The sequence below is a fragment of the Arthrobacter sp. W4I7 genome (assembly GCF_030816215.1).
GTDB lineage: Bacteria > Actinomycetota > Actinomycetes > Actinomycetales > Micrococcaceae > Arthrobacter > Arthrobacter siccitolerans_A.
Map to the genome: position 1 here is coordinate 3,072,754 of NZ_JAUSXU010000001.1, position 18,463 is coordinate 3,091,216.

An 18,463-nucleotide genomic window follows, 5' to 3' on the forward strand; every position below is an offset into this window, starting at 1 on the left:
CCTCGCCGACGTGGGCCCACGGCTTGGGTCCCTCGCCGACGTGGGCCCAGTTCCACAATCCGAAGCGTTAGTCTCGGAAGGTGACTACAGACACCGCTCCTGCCGCCCGCCCGAAAACCCGCGTCGATGCCGTCGCGGACAACTACACGGACACGCTGATCAGGCTTAATCCGTCCTTCGCCACCACCCTTGGCGTGCCCGGACACGAGACCGGATACCAGGACTTCTCCCCCGCCGGCATCGCGGAATTCGCCGAGGCTGCCCGCCACACGCTGGAAGAACTTGAGGGCCTGGAGCCGGAGGATGAGGTGGACGCGGTCACCCTTGACGCCATGCGGGAGCGACTGGGCCTGCAGCTGCTGATCCACGCGTCCGGCTGGGAGTACGCGGACCTGAACAACATCGCCTCCCCCGCCCAGGACATCCGGGCCATCTTCGACCTGATGCCGACAGAGACGGAGCAGCACTGGCAGCACATCGCCGGCCGGGCGCTCAATGTTCCGGCAGCCATCGCCGGCTACATGGACTCGCTCCGGCAGGCCCGGGACGCCGGCCGGGTGGCCGCCGCGCGGCAGGTCCGGATCGTTATTGAACAGGTCACCAAGTACGCTGCGGAGGACGGCTTCTTCGCGAAGCTTGCGGCAGGAGCGTCCACCGCCGCCGGCCCCCTGCCTGCCGCCATCCAGCAAGAGCTCGACGCCGGTGCTGCCGCCGCCCGCGGCGCTTACGCCGGCCTGGCTGACTTCCTCCGCCTGGAACTGCTGCCCGCCGCGCCGGAAAAGGACGCCGTGGGACGGGCGCGCTACGCCCTGGCCTCACGCTCATTCCTGGGCGCCACCGTGGACCTGGAGGAGACCTACGCCTGGGGCGTAGAAGAGCTGGACCGGCTGATTGCCCAGCAGGAACAGGTGGCGGACAGCATCAAAGCCGGCGCCACCATCGACGAAGCCAAGGACATCCTCAACAACGATCCCGCCCGCCAGCTGAAGGGCAAGGAGGCCTTGCGCGAGTGGATGCAGGAACTCTCGGACAAGGCCGTAGCGGAGCTGGCGGGCGTCCACTTCGACATTCCTGACGTGATGAAGAAACTTGAGTGCCTCATCGCCCCCACCGATGAGGGCGGCATCTACTACACGGGCCCGTCCGACGACTTCAGCCGCCCCGGCCGCATGTGGTGGTCGGTGCCCGCCGGCGAGGACACCTTCACCACCTGGGCGGAAACCACCACCGTTTTCCACGAAGGCGTCCCCGGCCACCACCTCCAGGTGGCCACCGCAACCTACCGCCGCGAACTGCTGAACAAATGGCGCCGGAACGTCTGCTGGACCTCCGGCCACGGCGAAGGCTGGGCCCTCTACGCCGAGAAACTGATGCAGGAACTCGGCTACCTCAACGATCCCGGCGACCAGATGGGCATGCTGGACATGCAGCGGATGCGGGCCGCCCGCGTGGTGTTCGACATCGGCGTCCACCTTGAACTGCGGGTTCCCGAACGCTGGGGCTCCGGCAACTGGACCGCCGACAAAGGCTACGGGTTCCTGAAACAGAACCTGCCCATCAGCGAAGGCCAGCTCAACTTCGAGTTCACCCGCTACCTCGGCTGGCCCGGACAGGCACCCTCCTACAAAGTGGGCCAGCGCCTCTGGGAACAGATCCGTGCAGAACTCGAAGCCCGGCCCGGTTTCGACCTGAAGGAGTTCCACACCCGGGCCCTCAACATCGGCTCCGTCGGACTCGATACCCTCAGGCGCGCACTGCTCGGGTGACCGTTACGCGGGTGGAAGGCGGCAATGTCGCCGTGCACTGGCGAGACATTAAGCACACAGAGCCTGGGAATAAGTAACATAACGCCTCGAAAACGTTGATTTCGCGGGGATTTTCTTCATCGGGCGAAACTTGGCGCGCGTAATATTTCTCAACATGCGTTCGACGTGATATGAGGCGCGGACCTAACGTATTCGGGTGAGCACTCAAACCCGTTCCCCAGAATCCGCTAAGATCGGCTTCCAGCTCCCCAAGTGGGCTGGATCGTTCGGTTTCCAGATTATCGCCGCCCTGATCGTCGGGCTCGGCCTCGGCCTGCTGGCCAAGTACACCGGCAGCACCAAAACCAGCCCCAACGGGCTCGGCGCCACGCTGCAGACCATCGGCTCCAGCTACGTGTCACTGCTGCAGACTGCCGTTGTTCCCCTGATTTTCACCGCCGTGGTCAGCTCCATCTCCAACCTCCGCCAGGTCTCCAACGCGGCAAAGCTCGCATGGAACACTCTGCTGTGGTTCGCGATCACCTCGCTGATTGCCGTGCTGATCGGCATCGGACTGGGCGTCCTGCTGCAGCCGGGCGCCAACACCGGCATCACCGAGGAAGCCAAGTACTCCGGCAAGTCCGGTGACTGGTGGTCCTTCCTCATCGGCCTCTTCCCCAAGAACTTCCTTGGCCTGGGCGCCAGCTCCACCGTGACCGAAAGCGCCAACGCCGCCACGACCGTCAGCACCTCGGTCAGCTTCAACGTGCTCCAGATCCTGGTGATCGCCATCGCCGTCGGGGTTGCAGCCCTCAAGGTGGGCAATGCTGCCGAGCCGTTCCTGAACCTGAACGCCTCCGCGCTGGCCGTCATCCAGAAGGTGCTGTGGTGGATCATCCGCATCGCACCGCTGGGCACCGTGGGCCTCATCGGCAACGCCGTGGCAGTCTACGGCTGGGACACCATCGGCTCCCTGGGCAAGTTCACCTTCGCCATCTATGTGGGCCTGGCCCTGGTCCTCTTCGCGGTCTACCCCATCCTGGTCCGCACCCACGGCCTGTCCGTCAAGCAGTACTTCTCCGGCGTGTGGCCGGCCGTCCAGCTGGCCTTCGTATCCCGCTCCTCGGTGGGCACCCTGCCGCTGACCCAGCGCGTCACCGAACGCAGCCTGGGTGTCCCCCGCGGCTACGCCTCCTTCGCCGTTCCGCTGGGCGCCACCACCAAGATGGACGGCTGCGCGGCCATCTACCCGGCCATTTCGGCGATCTTCGTGGCCCAGTTCTTCGGCATCCAGCTGGACTTCAGCCAGTACCTGCTGATCGCCCTGGTCTCCGTCCTGGGCTCCGCGGCAACCGCCGGAACCACCGGCGCCGTCGTTATGCTGACGCTGACGCTCTCCACGCTGGGACTGCCGCTGGCCGGCGTCGGCCTCCTGCTGGCCATCGATCCCATCCTGGACATGGGCCGCACCGCGGTGAACGTCGCCGGCCAGGCGCTGGTCCCCACCATTGTGGCCAAGCGCCAGGGCATCCTGGACGAGCAGCTGTACAACGCACCCCGCAACGGCACACCTTTTGTTGATGATTCTGTTGACAGCACGGAGGCGGCCGATAACGCCCCGTCCGACGGAACCTCCACGGACACCACATCCCGTGAACTGGTGGACGCGAAGGCCTAACGGGTCCCTGCTCACGCTCTGGCAGTAAGAACTGGCAGTAAAAGAAGAAGTCCCCGGGAAATTTCCCGGGGACTTCTTCTGCATTAATCTGCCGAATCAGCGGCCGCCGCCGATGACACCGTTCTGCACGGCCTTGGTGACGGCGTCGGCTTCGGCCTGCGTCAGCTTTCCGTCCGTCACGGCCTGGTCAAGCCGCGTCTTCAGTGCCGAAGCCTTCTCCGCCTGCTTCTCGGCGCGAAGCTCCTCCAGCGCCGCGGTAACCTTGGACTCCTCGATCCCGAGGGACCCGGCCAGGGACTTCGCCAAGGCGGCGTCGCGGGTGGCCTGGTCCGGCTTTTCACCCTCCGCGGGCGGGGTGGCGGGCTTGTTGGCCTCGCGGAAGGCCTGGAGCGCCTGCGTCACCTTGGCCTCCTCCACACCAAGCTTCTCCGCAAGCGCGGATGCCTGGGCTACGCCCCGCTCGCCACCCCGGCCGCCGTGCTTGCCCATGCCGCCAGGCACGGTGGTGGTGCTTCCGTCGGCCGAGACGCTGGAGCTCGCGCTGGGAGTGGGCGTTGGCACGGTGGTGGCGGAGGCCATGCCGGCAACGCCGATTCCGGCACCAAGGGCCAGCGCCGTGGCTGACAAGCCGAGGGTCAATTTCTTTGTGCGTGACATTCTATGTCTCCTGGATCTGCCGTCAGTGACGGCTGCTGATGGTTCATCCCTCCCGGGACATTCCAAGCATCGGAGAGCAGGATCTGGAACAGCTGTTGGGAACCTTTCATCTTCCTGTGAATCCTGACGACAAAAAACTTGCCCATCGTGCAAAGTTGCACATAGTGTAATCATCATGGTTATCACCAGCGGCGCTACAACAACAGGAGCAGCCGGCCCTTCACGGCGCGAGCTGAACAAGGCTGCCACCCGGCAGGCCATCACGGACGCCGCCCTGGCCCTGCTGCGCAGCCGCGGCCCGGGAAGTTTTACCGTGGAGGACATCGCGGACGCCGCCGGGATTTCACGGCGCACCTTTTTCAACTACTTCAGCAGCACTGATGCCGCCCTCGCGTCCATCACCCACGGCTTCCTGGACAACGCCATCCAGCAGTTCCGGCTGCGGCCGGCCGACGAACCGGTCCTGCAGTCGGCGCAGGCAGCCCTGATGGCGCTGGCGGACCCCATGACCGTGGCACCGCTGGCCGAACTTTTTACGCTCACCCAGCAAAGCGCGCTGATGTCGCACTCGGAGCTGGAGGCCTGGGAGCACTGCACTGAACAAATCATCGCCGTCGCCCGCGAACGGGTGGCAGACGACGTGGACGAGCTCTATGTCCGCGCCCTGGCCGGCGCGGTGATCTCCTGCGGCAAGGCTGCCCTGGAGGTCTGGTTCACCCGCCGCGGTGCCGACCTTTCCGCCGGTTCCCTTGCCGAGCTGCGCCAGCTGCTCATCGACGCCATGGCGCTGCTGGGTTCCGGCTTCACCGCAGGCAGCAGGCCTGCCCCGCGTTCCGCCGCTTCCGCATCCGTTTCCTCCTGATCAGATCGGTTTCCTTCATGGCACTGTTCCTTTACCGCCTGGGCAAGTTCTCCTACCGCCGGCGCTGGCTGGTCATCTCCCTTTGGCTGGCTGTCCTGCTTGCCGTCGGCGGTTCGGCTGCCGCGTTCCACGGCACGCTGTCCAACAACTTCCAGATTCCGGGCACGGAAACCCAACGCATCGCGGACAAGCTGAAGCAAGAACTTCCCGCGGCATCCGGAGGCACGGCAACCATCGTTTTTGAAGCGCCCGACGGCGGTTTCACCGCCGAGAGCCGCGCTGCCGTCACCGATGCGCTGAAAAAGCTCCAGACCGTGCCAAACGTCCGCGGCACCGTGGATCCGTTCGCCACCCAGGCGCAGGTGGACCAGGCCGGACAGGCCATCACCGACGGGGAGCAGCAACTGGCCGCCGGCCAGGCACAGCTGGATGCCTCCCGCGCCCAGCTTGATGCGGGCGCGGCCCAGCTGGCAGGGGCAGAGCAGCAGCTTGCAGCGGCCGGAGCGCCGGCGGCCCTCATTGAGGCGCAGCTTGGCCAGCAGAAGGCCGCCCTGGCAGAAGGACAGGCAAAGCTCGACGCCGGAACCCGGGAACTCGAAGCCGGCAAGGCCAAGCTGGAGCTGGGCAACCGCCAGGCGGAGGCTTCCTCCGCCATCCGTTTTGTCTCCGGGGACGGACGCGCCGCCGTGGCACAAGTGCAGTTCAACACCTCCATCAACGGCCTGAGCCCGGCAGTGCGCGAGCAGGTCCAGGACATTGCCCATGAAACGTCCGCCGCCGGCGTCACCGCCTACGCCAGCAAGGAGATCACCGAGGACATCTCCGAGCTTTTCGGTGCCGCGGAAGTGATCGGCATCGCCGTGGCGGCCCTGGTCCTGATCATCATGCTGGGCACCCTGATTGCCGCCGGGCTGCCGCTGCTGATGGCAGTCATAGGTGTTGGCGTTGGCGTGGGGATCACCTTCGCCCTCTCCGGACTGTTCGACATGAGCTCCATCTCCCCCATGCTGGCCCTGATGCTGGGGCTCGCCGTCGGAATTGACTACTCGTTGTTCATCGTCAACCGGCACCGGACGCAGCTGCTGGCCGGAATGGGCCTGGAGGAATCCGTGGCCAGGGCAACGGGCACCTCCGGCAATGCCGTGGTGTTCGCAGGCCTCACCGTCATCATCGCCCTCGCCGCCCTGGTAGTGCCGGGCCTGCCCTTCCTCGCCGTGATGGGCCTGGCCGCCGCCGGCACCGTGGCGGTACGCCGTGCTGGTGGCCATCACCCTCACCCCGGCCATGCTGTCCCTGATCGGCCGCCCGATCATCTCGAAGCGCGCCTGGGCCAAGGCCGAGGTACACAACGCCGAACCCGGCCATGAAGCAGGCGACGAAGCCCAGGACCGGGAACGGAGCACCCGTGGCTGGGGCGGCCTGGTCACCCGCCATCCGGTGCTGGCACTCCTGGCCGGCGTACTCCTGCTGGGCTCCCTCGCGCTCCCTGCCACCCAGCTTCAGCTGGCACTGCCCGACGGCGGATCCGAGCCCGTGGAGTCAGAGGCCTACCAGGCGTACGACCTCACCGCCCGGAGCTTCGGCGAAGGCGTCACCGGCCCGATTGTGGCCGTCGGCGAGTTCCCGGCAAACCTCGACGCGGCCCAGGCGCAGACCCTGCAGTACAACGTCGCTGACAGACTCCGCGCCGTAGACAACGTGGTGGCCGCCGTACCTGTCGCCCTCAGCGAGGACCGCCGCACCGCCGTGTTCCAGGTCATCCCCAAGGAGGGCCCCGCCAGCGCCAGCACCGTCCAGGTGGTCGCCGAACTCCGCGGCCTGAACGACGATATCCAGTCCGAATACGGCGTGGCCATGGGCCTCACGGGGCAGACCGCCGGCAACGTGGACGTCTCCACTAAGCTGGGCGACGCCCTGCCGCCCTACCTGGCCATCGTCGTCGGGCTTTCCCTGGTCCTGCTGCTGCTGGTCTTCCGCTCCATCGTGGTGCCGCTGCTCGCCACCGGCGGCTTCCTGCTCTCCCTTGCCGCCGCGTTCGGCGCCGTGGTGGCCGTGTACCAGTGGGGCTGGCTGGGCGGCGTGTTCGACGTCGCAAACCCCGGCGCCGTCCTGAGCTTCCTTCCGATCATCCTCATCGGTGTGCTCTTCGGGCTGGCCATGGACTACCAGGTGTTCATCGCCTCCGGCATGCGCGAGGCGTACATGCACGGCTCCACCGCGAAGCAGGCGGTCCGGGTGGGCTTCCGGCACGCCGGCGCCGTCGTGACTGCGGCCGCGATCATCATGGTCAGCGTCTTCGCCGGCTTCATCTTCAGCCACCTCACCATGGTGCGGCCGCTGGGCTTCGCCATGGCGTTCGGTGTGCTGCTTGATGCCTTCGTGGTCCGCATGACCATCGTTCCGGCCGTGATGTACCTGCTGGGCGGGAAGTCCTGGTGGCTGCCGCGCTGGCTCGACCGGATCCTGCCGGACGTCGATGTGGAAGGCGCCCAGCTGAACCGGCCCGAGGCTGCACCGGCGTCGGAAGCGCTGGTCCACTAAGCCGGAGGGTTAAGGAGGCTGGAGCGGGTCAATTAGGCTGGAGCCGTGCTCCGCCTGATTCTTGCCTCCCAGTCCCCCGCCCGCACCAAGCTCCTCACCGAGGCCGGCATCCGGCATACGGTCCTTGTCTCGGACGTTGATGAGGACGCCGTCCAGGCCCGGTACGGCGTCACCGACCCGCATGACACCGCCCTGCTGCTGGCACGCGCCAAGGCCGAGGCTGTCGCGGCTTTGCCGGAAGCCGAGGGTGCGCTGGTGCTCGGGTGCGACTCCGTTTTTGAGTTCGACGGCGAGGCGCACGGGAAACCGTACACCGCCGCCGTCGCCCGGGAACGCATGCTGCGGATGAGCGGCAACACCGGTGTGCTGCACACCGGCCACTGGCTGGTGGACTGCCGCGATACCGACCCCGACGGCGATGCTCCGGGCACGGGCGCCACCCTGGGGACGGTAGCTTCGGCCGAGGTGTCCTTCCTGGACATGGACGCGGCGGAGATCGATGCGTACATCGCCACCGGTGAACCGCTGCACTGCGCCGGCTCCTTCACGATCGACGGACTCGGCGGCGCCTTCATCCGGAAAGTCGACGGCGACCCGCACACCGTCGTCGGACTTTCCGTGTCCACGCTGCGGGGTCTGCTGGCCCAGGCGCAGGTCCGGATCACCGAACTCTGGACGGCGTCCTAAAGGACGCGATTTCGGCGGGTCTTGTAGCTTCCCTACAAAGCCTTGGCGCTTTACACGCGGAATCCGCAAGTAATATCGGCGGAACCCTCAAAACCGCGCTAGGCTCCCTGAAGGAAAGAAGGAGACGCCTTGTCAGCAATTTTGGAGCAGTCCGCACACCCCACGCAGTCGACCCTCACAAAGGTGCTGATCGCCAACCGCGGTGAAATCGCGGTGCGTATCATCCGCGCCGCCCGTGACGAAGGCATCGCCTCGGTTGCTGTCTACGCTGACGCGGACCGGGATGCCCTGCACGTCCGCCTTGCTGACGAGGCCTACGCACTGGGCGGAAACACCGCCGCCGAGTCCTACCTCGTGATGGACAAGATCATCGACGCCGCCCGCCAGTCCGGCGCCGACGCCATCCACCCCGGCTATGGCTTCCTCGCCGAGAACGCCCAGTTCGCGGCCCGCGTGATTGAAGCCGGCATTACCTGGATCGGCCCCTCGCCCGAGGCCATCTCGGCCCTTGGCGACAAGGTCCAGGCCCGGCACATCGCAGAAAAAGTAGGCGCACCGCTCGTTCCCGGCACCGCCGATCCGGTGGAATCCGCCGAGGAAATCCTCGACTTCGTGGACCGCCACGGGCTGCCCGTGGCCATCAAGGCCGCTTTTGGCGGCGGCGGCCGCGGCATCAAGGTGGCCCGCACCCGCGATGAAATTCCCGAGCTGTTCGAATCCGCCGTCCGTGAAGCCACCGCTGCCTTTGGCCGCGGCGAATGCTTCATCGAGCGGTTCCTGGATGCGCCCCGCCACGTGGAGACGCAGTGCCTGGCGGACGCCCACGGCAACGTTGTGGTGGTCTCCACCCGCGACTGCTCGCTGCAGCGCCGCAACCAGAAACTGGTGGAAGAAGCCCCCGCCCCCTTCCTCACCGAAGACCAGAACCGCCGCCTTTACGAATCCTCCAAGGCCATCCTGAAAGAGGCCGGCTACCTCGGCGCCGGCACGTGCGAATTCCTCGTCGGCCAGGACGGCACCATCTCCTTCCTCGAGGTCAACACCCGCCTGCAGGTGGAGCACTGCGTTTCCGAGGAAGTCACCGGCATCGACCTTGTCCGCGAACAGTTCCGGCTGGCCCGCGGCGAGGAGCTCGGCTACGACGACCCCGAAGTCCGCGGGCACTCCTTCGAGTTCCGCATCACCGGCGAAGACCCGGGCCGGAACTTCCTGCCCGCCCCCGGCACCCTCCGGGTCCTGAAAAACCCCACCGGCCCCGGCGTCCGCATCGACTCGGGCGTGGAGCAGGGTGACGTCATCAGCGGAAACTTCGATTCCATGCTCTCCAAGCTCATCGTTACCGGAGCCAGCCGCCCGCAGGCCCTGCAGCGGGCCCGCCGCGCCCTGGAGGAAATGGTGGTCGAGGGCATCCCCACGGTGATCCCGTTCGACCTTGCCGTGGTTTCGGATCCCGCCTTCGCGCCGCCCGAGGGCCCGTTCCGGGTCCACACCCGCTGGATCGAGACCGAGTTCGTCAACAACCTTCCGGCCTGGACCCCCGATGGTGCTGACGGCGCCGACAGCTCTGCCGGGGACCGGCAGCGCGTGGTGGTTGAGGTGGGCGGAAAACGGCTCGAAGTGGTCCTCCCCGCATCACTCGGTTCCGGGGGAACCGGAGGCGCCGGCGCTTCGGCCAAGCCGGGCAAGTCGAAGAAGCGCTCCCGCTCGGCCGGCACGTCCGCGGCCACCGGCAACGCCCTGACCTCACCCATGCAGGGCACCATCGTCAAAGTTGCCGTTGCCAACGGCGACGTGGTGGCCGAAGGCGACCTCGTAGTGGTCCTCGAAGCGATGAAAATGGAGCAGCCGCTGACCGCGCACCGCTCCGGAACCATCACCGGCCTCACCGCAGCCGCCGGCGAAACGGTGGCAGCGGGCGCCGTCATCGCCACCATCGAAGACTAGCGCCGGAGGCTCCTCATGCTCGCACCCAGCTTTGAAGAAGAAGTGGACCGCTACCACCTCGCCGTCCCCGAAATCACCCGGGGCAACCCGGAGCCCGTCAAGGAGCTGTATTCGCGGCTCGACGACGTGACCCTCGCCAACCCGTTCGGCGGCATCGCCCGCGGCTGGGCGCAGGTGGAAGCCCGGCTGGACCAGGCGGCACGGCAGTTCCAGGACGGCCAGATGCTGGGGTTTGACACCATCACGTCCTACACGGCCAGGGACACCGCCTACCTGGTGGAAACGGAACATTTCAGCGCGCGGCTGGACGGTGCCGCCGTCGTCGAGGAATTTGCGCTCCGGGTCACCAGCATCTTCCGCCGCGAGGAAGGGTACTGGAAACTGGTGCACCGGCACGCAGATCCTGCTGCCCGTCCCCAGTCCCGCCGGTCCCTGAGCCAGCCCGCCGGCAGCTGACCGGCCGGCAGGCTCACCGGGAGGCTGACAGGCAGAGGCGGAAAAGGCACACTTAGCCCATGAAGCCTTTCCTGCTCCTGGCGTCACGGGCCGAAGACGCCGCAGCCGAGGACGAATATGCCGCTTACCTGAGGTACGGCGGCCTCGAACCCTCCGGGCTGCAGCGCGTCAGGCTGGAAGCCGCTCCCCTGCCCGAACTCGATTTGTCCGCCTATTCGGGGATCATCGTGGGCGGCAGCCCGTTCACGGCCAGCGACCCGCCAGAGCACAAGAGTCCTGCGCAGCACCGCGTGGAACGGGAGCTGGCCGGGCTCCTGGACGAGCTGGTGGTCCGGGACTTCCCGTTCCTGGGCGCCTGCTACGGGGTGGGGACGCTGGGCACGCACCAGGGCGCCGTCATCGACAGGACCTACGGCGAGCCGCTGGGCGCCGCGGAGATCGAGCTGACGGACGCCGGCCTGGAGGATCCCGTACTCGGCGGGATGCCGCGGCGGTTCACCGCCTTCACCGGCCACAAGGAAGCCTGCAGGGTCTTGCCACCGCAGGCGGTGCTGCTGGCACGGTCCGCGGCCTGCCCGGTGCAGATGTTCCGCATCCGGCAAAACCTGTACGCCACCCAGTTCCACCCCGAGCTCGACGCCGAAGGCCTCTGCACCCGCATCGACATCTACCGGCACGCGGGCTACTTCCCGCCGGAGTCCGCCGAAGATCTGATGGACAACGCCCGCCGGTTCACGGTCACCGAACCGATGAACATCCTCAAGAACTTTGTGGCCCGCTACGCCACCTGAGCCGCGGCAGCCCGCCGTCGTACGTTCCCGCCCGGTTACTCCCGCACGCGCAGAAAAAATGCCCGGCACCTTCCTGCGGTTGCAGGTTGATGCCGGGCATCTCAGCCACAAAGCGGGCTGGAACGCACACTGTGGAGCGTCAGGCCACGTTGTTTTCATAGTCCAGGTCGCGGGTTTCCTTGCTGACGAACAGCGCGATGAGGGTCAGCACGGCCATGGCGGTCAAGTACACACCCACCAGCACCGGGCTGCCGTCTGCCTGCTCCCAGAGCGCCACGGCGATGAACGGTGCCACCGCGGCACCCAGGATGCTGGAGAAGTTGTAGCTGATGGCTGATCCGGTGTACCGGACGTTGGTGGGGAACAGTTCAGGCAGCAGCGCTCCCATGGGCCCGAACGTCAGGCCCATGAGGGAGAAACCGATGATCAGCACGGCCATGGTGCCGACGAATCCCCCGCCGAACAGCGGGACGAACAGCAGGCCGAAGACGAAGATGCCGGCGGTGACGGCGATGAGCATCTTGCGCCGGCCGTACTTCTCGGCCAGCGGTCCGGAGACCAGCGTGAAGATGCCGAAGAAGACGACGCCGGCTATCAGCATCCAGAGGAAGTCGTTGCGGGTGTAGCCCAGACCGGGGACGAAGGCAGCGGCGGCGGCCTCAGACATCGGCTTTCCGGCCTTTTCGGCGGCGGCCTTCGCAGCGTCGAGGCTGGAGGCCCGGGTGCCGTAGGTCAGGGTGAACGTGGTCATCAGGTAGAAGAGCACGTAGGTGGCGAGCATGATGAACGTGCCCAGGATGAGCTGGCGCCAGCTGGTCTTGAACACCCGGCCCAGGGGCAGCTTGGCCACTTCATTGGACTCGAGCACCTTGGTGAACGCGGGGGTCTCAATCAGCTTGAGGCGGACGTACAGGCCGATGATCACCATGACTGCACTGAGCAGGAACGGCACGCGCCAGCCCCAGGCCTGGAAGTCAGCCGGGGACAGGGTGTAGTTGGCCACCAGGAAGATCACGTTGGCGATGATGAAGCCGATGGGTGCGCCCAGCTGCGGGAACGTGCCATAGATGGCGCGCTTGTTGGCCGGTGCGTTCTCGGTGGCCAGCAGCGCGGCACCGCTCCACTCACCGCCCAGTGCCAGGCCCTGCGCAAAGCGCATGACCACGAGCAGGGCCGGAGCCCAGAACCCCCAGCCGGGCACCAGGGCGGTGGGCAGGCAGCCGATGAGGAAGGTGGCGATACCCATGGTCAGCAGCGAAGCCACCAGGGTGCCCTTGCGGCCGAACTTGTCGCCAAAGTGTCCGAAGACGATGGACCCCAGCGGGCGGGCGATAAACGCTACGCCGAAGACGGCGAAGGAGCTCAGGAGCTGCGTGGTTTCGTTGGCGCTGGGGAAGAACAGCTGCGGGAACACCAGCACCGCAGCGGTGGCATAAACGTAGAAGTCGTAGAACTCAACCGTGGTGCCGATCAGGCTGGCAACAATCACGCGGCCGCGCGAGTTCACCGGCCGCGGGGATCCGGGCACCGTGGAGGTATCGGTGGAAGACATAGGTAAACGCTTTCATGAGAACCTGGCGGACCACGCACAGGGGTCCGGCTCGAAATAGTTAGAGTTCAATCTTAGTTCCCGCGGTCCAGCCAATGGACGACAGGTCCACTATCCGGACCTGTGCCGTGCGTCTCATTTTTGACGCCTCCACCCAAGCCTAACGGCCCCCAAGAGGCTCCGATAGGCAAATGTCACAGCCCGTTAACACAGGGGGTCGGTCTGTGAAACGCGCCTTACCTACCTTGGAGGAACAACATCCCCCCGAAGGAGGTACCCCGTGACTGTTGACCGCACCGCTGATGCCGGCCCCGGCAATTCCCTTGATCTTGATGAGACCGCAAGGCCCGGAACCGCCAGCGCACAGCCCGGCTCTACCCGCACTACCGTTGCCCCCGCCCTTGACTTCCGCCCCGGCCGCTGGATCGCCAACTGGGATGCCGAGAACAAGGAACAGTGGGAATCCGCCGGCCGCTCCATCGCCCGCCGCAACCTCAACTGGTCAATCTTCGCCGAATTCCTCGGTTTCGTCGTCTGGCAGCTCTGGTCCATCGTTGTGGTCCAGCTGCCCGCTGCAGGCTTCACCTTCTCCACCTCGGAAATCTTCTGGCTGATCTCCATGCCCAGCCTGGTGGGTGCCACCCTGCGCATCCCCTATACCTTCATGGTCCCCCGCTTCGGCGGCCGCAACTGGACCATCGTCTCCGCCCTGCTGCTGCTGATCCCCACCACCGGCCTGGCGCTCTGCGTCTCCAACCCGGAAACACCGTTCGGCGTGATGCTGCTCGTCGCCGCCCTCGCAGGCTTCGGCGGCGGCAACTTCGCCAGCTCCATGGCCAACATCACGTTCTTCTACCCTGCCCGTGAAAAGGGCTGGGCCCTGGGCCTGAACGCCGCCGGCGGAAACATGGGCGCCGCCGTCGCGCAGCTCGCCGTGCCGATCGTCATCACCCTCCTCGCCGCCGGCACCGTCAACCTGCCGATGGCCGGCTGGATGTGGGTGCCGTTCATCCTGCTGGCAGCCTTTGGCGCTTTCAAGTACATGGACAACCTCACCAGTGCCAAGGGTGACATCGCCGGTTCAGTTGCAGCGCTGAAGGAACCGCACCTGTGGATCATGGCCCTGCTCTACATCGGCACCTTCGGCTCCTTCATCGGCTTCGCCGGTGTGTTTCCCAAGCTGATCAAGGACTACTTCCCCGCCTTCTCCTCCATCGGAGTCGGCACCGTGGCACTGTCCCTGGCCTTCCTCGGCCCGCTGGTCGGCTCCCTGGCCCGGCCCTACGGCGGACGCATGGCGGACCGGATGGGCGGAGCCCGGATGACCGTGACCGCCTTCGCTTCCATGGCCGTCATCACCCTCACCATGATCTGGACCCTGCCGCTGAAGAACTTCTGGCTCTTCCTGGTCCTCTTCCTGATGCTCTTCACCGCCAGCGGCTTCGGAAACGGCGCCACGTACCGCATGATCCCGGTCATCTTCGCCACCTCCAGCCGCGCCGCACGCAACGGGGCAGACTCAGTGGCCACCCAGCGCCTGGCTTCCTCGGCACTCGGGCTGATCTCCGCCATCGGCGCCTACGGCGGGTTCGTCATCCCGCAGGTACTGAACGCCTCCAACACCGCCAGCGGCTCCTACACACCCGCCTTCTACGGCTTCGTCGGAGCATACGTCCTGATGCTGGCCGTCTGCTGGTTCTGCTACATCCGCAACGCCAACCGAAATGCGATGGGACACGTCTAACATGACCAAAAGCGCCGACACGCACTGCCCTTACTGCGCCTTGCAGTGCGCCATGACGCTCACGTCTCCAGCGGAACTGACCCCGGCTGCCCAGCCGGGGTCAGTCCCCGTGTCCGCACCGGCCGGCGGGGAACGGCCCGCCCCCACGGCACCCCTCGAGGTCAGCGGACGCGACTTCCCCACCAACCGCGGCGGCCTGTGCCGCAAAGGCTGGACCTCGGCCACGCTGTTGAACCACCCCGGCAGGATCACCGAGCCCCTGCTGAAGGGCCCCGACGGCGTCCACCGCCCCATCGGATGGGACCAGGCGCTGGACCTCGCCGCAGGCGCAGTGAAAGACGCCCGCACCCGCTACGGACGCGATTCAGTGGGCGTCTTCGGCGGCGGCGGGCTCACCAACGAAAAGGCCTACATGCTGGGCAAATTCGCCCGGCTCGCCCTGGGGACCTCCCGCATCGACTACAACGGCCGCTTCTGCATGTCCTCCGCCGCGGCGGCCGGAATGCGCGCCTTCGGGCTGGACCGCGGCCTGCCGTTCCCGCTCGAAGCCCTGGACACCGCCAGCACCATCCTGGTGCTGGGCTCCAATGTTGCAGAAACCATGCCGCCCTTCGTCCAGCACCTGAAGGGAACGCGCGACGCCGGCGGGCTGATTGTGGTGGACCCGCGCCGTTCAGCCACGGCTGCTTTTACGGCCGACGGCGGCGGCCTCCACCTCCAGCCCCTGCCGGGCACCGACCTCGCCCTCCTCCTGGGCATCTCCCACGTGGTCATCCACGAAAACCTGGCGGACACCGCCTACATCCAGGAACGCACGTCCGGCTACAGCGCCGTAGTCCGCAGCGTCAACTCCTTCTGGCCCGAACGCGTCCAGTCCATCACCGGCGTGCCCGCCGACCTCATCCGCGAGACCGCCCGCCGGCTCGCCGCGGGTGCCCGCCAGGGCGGCAGCTACATCCTCACCGGGCGCGGCGTGGAACAGCATGTGGACGGCACCGATACCGCCACCGCGGCCATCAACCTCAGCCTCCTGCTGGGCCTGCCGGGTTCTGCCCGCAGCGGCTACGGCACGCTTACCGGGCAGGGCAACGGCCAGGGCGGCCGCGAGCACGGCCAGAAGGCCGACCAGCTGCCCGGCTACCGCAAAATCACCGATCCCGCCGCCCGTGAGCACGTGGCCGGCGTCTGGGGGGTTCCGGAAGAGCTTATTCCCGGGCCGGGGCTGCCGGCCGTCCAGCTGCTCAAGTCGCTGGGACAGCCCGACGGCGTCCGCTGCCTTTTCGTCCACGCCTCCAACATTGCGGTGGCCTCCCCCGACGCCAACGCCGTGATCAAGGGCCTGCGCAGCCTGGACTTCCTGGTGGTCTGCGATTTCTTCATGTCCGAGACCGCCGCCGAGGCCGACCTCATCCTTCCCGTGCTCCAGTGGGCCGAGGAGGAAGGCACACTCACTAACCTCGAAGGCCGTGTCCTGCGCCGCCGGCGCGCCCTGACGCCGCCCGCCGGAGCCCGCAGCGAACTGTGGATCATGGCCCGGCTCGCCGAAGCCCTCGATGCCCCGTCCACCTACAGCGAAGACCCCGAAACGGTGTTCGAGGAACTCCGGCTGGCCTCCGCCGGCGGACTGGCCGACTACTCCGGCATCGACTACGCCATGCTGGACCGCGGCGAAGCCGCCCACTGGCCCTACCCCCAAGGCAGCAGCGGAACCCCGCGCCTGTTCCGCGACTCCTTCGCGCACGCGGATGGCAAAGCCGTGATGGTCCCGGTGGCACCGCGCCGCCGTCGTACACCCGCGGCAAATCCTGACCCCGCTGCCGCAACCATGACGCTCATCACCGGCCGCCTCCTCGAGCACTACCAGTCCGGCGCGCAGACCCGCCGGGTGGCTGAGCTGCTCGAAACCCGGCCGGAGGCGAAGCTGCAAATCCATCCCGCTGCGGCGGCATCGATGGGAATCGCCGAAGGGACACTCGTCTCTGTGGCGAACGAGCGCGGGGAGGTGCTGTGCCGGGCCGAACTCAGCACGGCGATCCGCCCCGAAACTGTATTCCTGCCCTTCCACTTTCCTGAACTCGAAAGCGCCAACCGCCTCACCGAGGCGGCCACGGACCCCACGTCCGGAATGCCCGAATTCAAGTTCAACAAGGTGTGGGTGCGGCCGGCCGCCACACCCCTCTCAACCCACGTGCTTCAAACGACGGAGGCCTCATGAGCGAGCAGATTGTCATTGTGGGATTCGGCCCGGTGGCCGCCCGGCTGGTTGACGAGCTCCTGCCCGCCGTCCGGGACGGCCAGGTGAACCTCACAGTGGTAGGCGCGGAAGCGGAGGCGGCTTACAACCGGGTGCTCGTCGCCGACTTGGGCGTAGGACGGACCACGGCAGAGGCCCTGGCGCTTTCCGACGCTGATGCCCTGTCTGCCGACGGCGTGGACGTGCGCCTGGGCATCCGCGTCCGCCGCGTGGACCGGGCCCGGCAGCAGGTCCTCCTGACCGACGGTTCCGTGGCCCACTACGACCGGCTGGTGTTCGCCACCGGCTCCCGGCCCGTGATTCCCAACCTGACCGGCATCAACCCGGACCCCACGTCGCCCGTCCTGCCTGCCGGCGTCACAGCCCTTCGGGACCTGCGCGACGCGGACGTGCTGCGCAAGGCCGTGAAGGGCCGCAAGCGCGTGGTGGTCCTGGGCGGCGGCGTCCTGGGCCTGGAGACAGCCCTCGCCGCAGCGGAAGAGGGCGCAACCGTCACCGTGGTCCACAACGGGCCGCACCCCCTGGGCCGCAACATCGACCGCGGCGGCGGCGCGGTCCTCGCCGCCAGCCTGCGCCGCTGCGGCGTCCGCATGGCTGGCAATGCCCGCTCCACGGGCGTTGAGCACAACTCGCCCGACGGCGGGTTTTCAGCATTGCTGCTTGACGATGGTTCAGCGATCGACGGCGACCTCCTGGTTATCTCGTGCGGGGTCCGCCCCCGCACCGAACTGGCCGAAGGCTGCGGGCTCTCCACCTCCAGCGGGATCCTGGTGGACCACCGGCTCCGCGCACACCATGAACCGCACATCTTCGCCATCGGCGACTGCGCCGAGGTGCGCTGCCCCGAGCCGGACTGCGCCCGGTGCCGGAACGCGAAGGGCCCGTCGGGGCTGGTAGGGCCAGGCTGGCGGCAGGCGGAATGGCTGGCCGAATATCTGACCCTCCTGGCCGCCGGTTCATCGGACGAGGCTGAACTGCTGCCGGAACTGCCCGCCGAGCAGGCCGGCGTTATTGTGCTCAAGGCCCGGGGCATGAACATGGCCGTGGCCGGAGTCAACGCTGCCGAGCCATGGGACGAGGAGATCCTCACCGCCGGTGCCGTCAATGGCCGCCCCCGCCTGCAGATCGCCCAATGGGCAGACCCGGAACATGGCCGCTACGTCAAGATGACCACCCGCGGCGGGGTCCTGGAGGGCCTGGTAGCCGTGGGCATGCCGCGCACCGCCGCCGAACTGGTGGGCCTTTTTGAGCGCGGCGCCGAGCTGCCTGCGGACAGGTCGCTGCTCCTAAGGCTGGACGGGCCGGACCAGCTGCCCGGCGCCGCGGCCGATCCGCAGGGCACCGTGTGCCGCTGCGCCGGCGTCAGCGGGGCAACCATCCAGGGCGCCGTGGAAGAAGGCTGCTCCACCGTTCCCGAAGTTTCCACGGCCACCCGGGCAGGAACCGGCTGCGGCGGCTGCCACGAGGACATCAAGGGGCTCATCGAAAAACACTTCCAGGCGGTTTCCGCCGCCTGAACAGGACCGCCGGCTGATGAAGGCCGGTGGTTGCGCCC

Annotated in this window: 12 protein-coding genes and 1 pseudogene; 11 read left to right on the forward strand and 2 right to left on the reverse strand. The window is 67.1% G+C overall.

The window, feature by feature from the left end; genetic code table 11:
- Window positions 1–80: 80 nt before the first annotated feature.
- Window positions 81–1,766, forward strand: a complete 1,686-nt coding sequence (locus QF047_RS13985; RefSeq protein WP_307278108.1) for a DUF885 domain-containing protein — start codon at window positions 81–83, stop codon at window positions 1,764–1,766.
- 196 nt (window positions 1,767–1,962) lie between these two features.
- Window positions 1,963–3,423: a dicarboxylate/amino acid:cation symporter gene (locus QF047_RS13990; protein WP_307278110.1), complete on the forward strand. Its 1,461-nt coding sequence runs from the start codon at window positions 1,963–1,965 to the stop codon at window positions 3,421–3,423.
- 96 nt (window positions 3,424–3,519) lie between these two features.
- Here QF047_RS13990 and QF047_RS13995 read toward each other — a convergent pair whose 3' ends face one another.
- Entirely contained in the window at window positions 3,520–4,080 is a 561-nt protein-coding gene (locus tag QF047_RS13995; protein ID WP_307278113.1) for a hypothetical protein, read from the reverse strand.
- Window positions 4,081–4,255: 175 nt separating this feature from the next.
- On the opposite strand from QF047_RS13995, the gene QF047_RS14000 reads away from it, so the two are divergent.
- The 6 genes and pseudogenes from QF047_RS14000 to QF047_RS14025 all read left to right on the forward strand — a co-directional run bounded on the left by QF047_RS14000 (window position 4,256) and on the right by QF047_RS14025 (window position 11,361).
- Complete coding sequence (locus QF047_RS14000; RefSeq protein ID WP_307278116.1) at window positions 4,256–4,942, forward strand: TetR/AcrR family transcriptional regulator; 687 nt, start codon at window positions 4,256–4,258, stop codon at window positions 4,940–4,942.
- 17 nt (window positions 4,943–4,959) lie between these two features.
- Window positions 4,960–7,483, forward strand: a pseudogene (locus QF047_RS14005) (MMPL family transporter).
- Between the two features lie 45 nt (window positions 7,484–7,528).
- On the forward strand, window positions 7,529–8,170 hold the full coding sequence (locus tag QF047_RS14010; protein WP_307278117.1) for a nucleoside triphosphate pyrophosphatase: 642 nt from the start codon (window positions 7,529–7,531) through the stop codon (window positions 8,168–8,170).
- 129 nt (window positions 8,171–8,299) lie between these two features.
- The gene (locus tag QF047_RS14015; protein ID WP_307278120.1) at window positions 8,300–10,114 is read left to right on the forward strand and encodes a biotin carboxylase N-terminal domain-containing protein; all 1,815 of its coding nucleotides are present in this window, start codon (window positions 8,300–8,302) and stop codon (window positions 10,112–10,114) included.
- Between the two features lie 15 nt (window positions 10,115–10,129).
- Entirely contained in the window at window positions 10,130–10,570 is a 441-nt protein-coding gene (locus QF047_RS14020; protein WP_307278123.1) for a nuclear transport factor 2 family protein, read from the forward strand.
- A 59-nt stretch (window positions 10,571–10,629) separates the two neighbouring features.
- Window positions 10,630–11,361 (forward strand): glutamine amidotransferase, encoded by a 732-nt coding sequence (locus tag QF047_RS14025; protein ID WP_307278126.1) that lies wholly within the window; start codon window positions 10,630–10,632, stop codon window positions 11,359–11,361.
- Between the two features lie 139 nt (window positions 11,362–11,500).
- On the opposite strand, the gene QF047_RS14030 is transcribed toward QF047_RS14025, so the two are convergent.
- Complete coding sequence (locus QF047_RS14030) at window positions 11,501–12,913, reverse strand: MFS transporter (protein WP_306638750.1); 1,413 nt, start codon at window positions 12,911–12,913, stop codon at window positions 11,501–11,503.
- Between the two features lie 277 nt (window positions 12,914–13,190).
- On the opposite strand from QF047_RS14030, the gene QF047_RS14035 reads away from it, so the two are divergent.
- From QF047_RS14035 to QF047_RS14045, 3 genes are read left to right on the forward strand one after another with little or no spacing between them, the layout of a single operon-like run.
- Window positions 13,191–14,654 (forward strand): MFS transporter, encoded by a 1,464-nt coding sequence (locus QF047_RS14035; RefSeq protein ID WP_307278132.1) that lies wholly within the window; start codon window positions 13,191–13,193, stop codon window positions 14,652–14,654.
- 1 nt (window position 14,655) lies between these two features.
- Window positions 14,656–16,869, forward strand: a complete 2,214-nt coding sequence (locus QF047_RS14040; RefSeq protein WP_307278135.1) for a molybdopterin oxidoreductase family protein — start codon at window positions 14,656–14,658, stop codon at window positions 16,867–16,869.
- Window positions 16,866–18,425 carry an FAD-dependent oxidoreductase gene (locus tag QF047_RS14045; protein WP_307278138.1) on the forward strand — a complete coding sequence of 520 codons (1,560 nt, stop codon included), beginning with the start codon at window positions 16,866–16,868 and terminating at the stop codon, window positions 18,423–18,425. Before QF047_RS14040 ends, QF047_RS14045 begins: the two co-directional genes overlap by 4 nt.
- The last annotated feature ends 38 nt before the right edge of the window (window positions 18,426–18,463 follow it).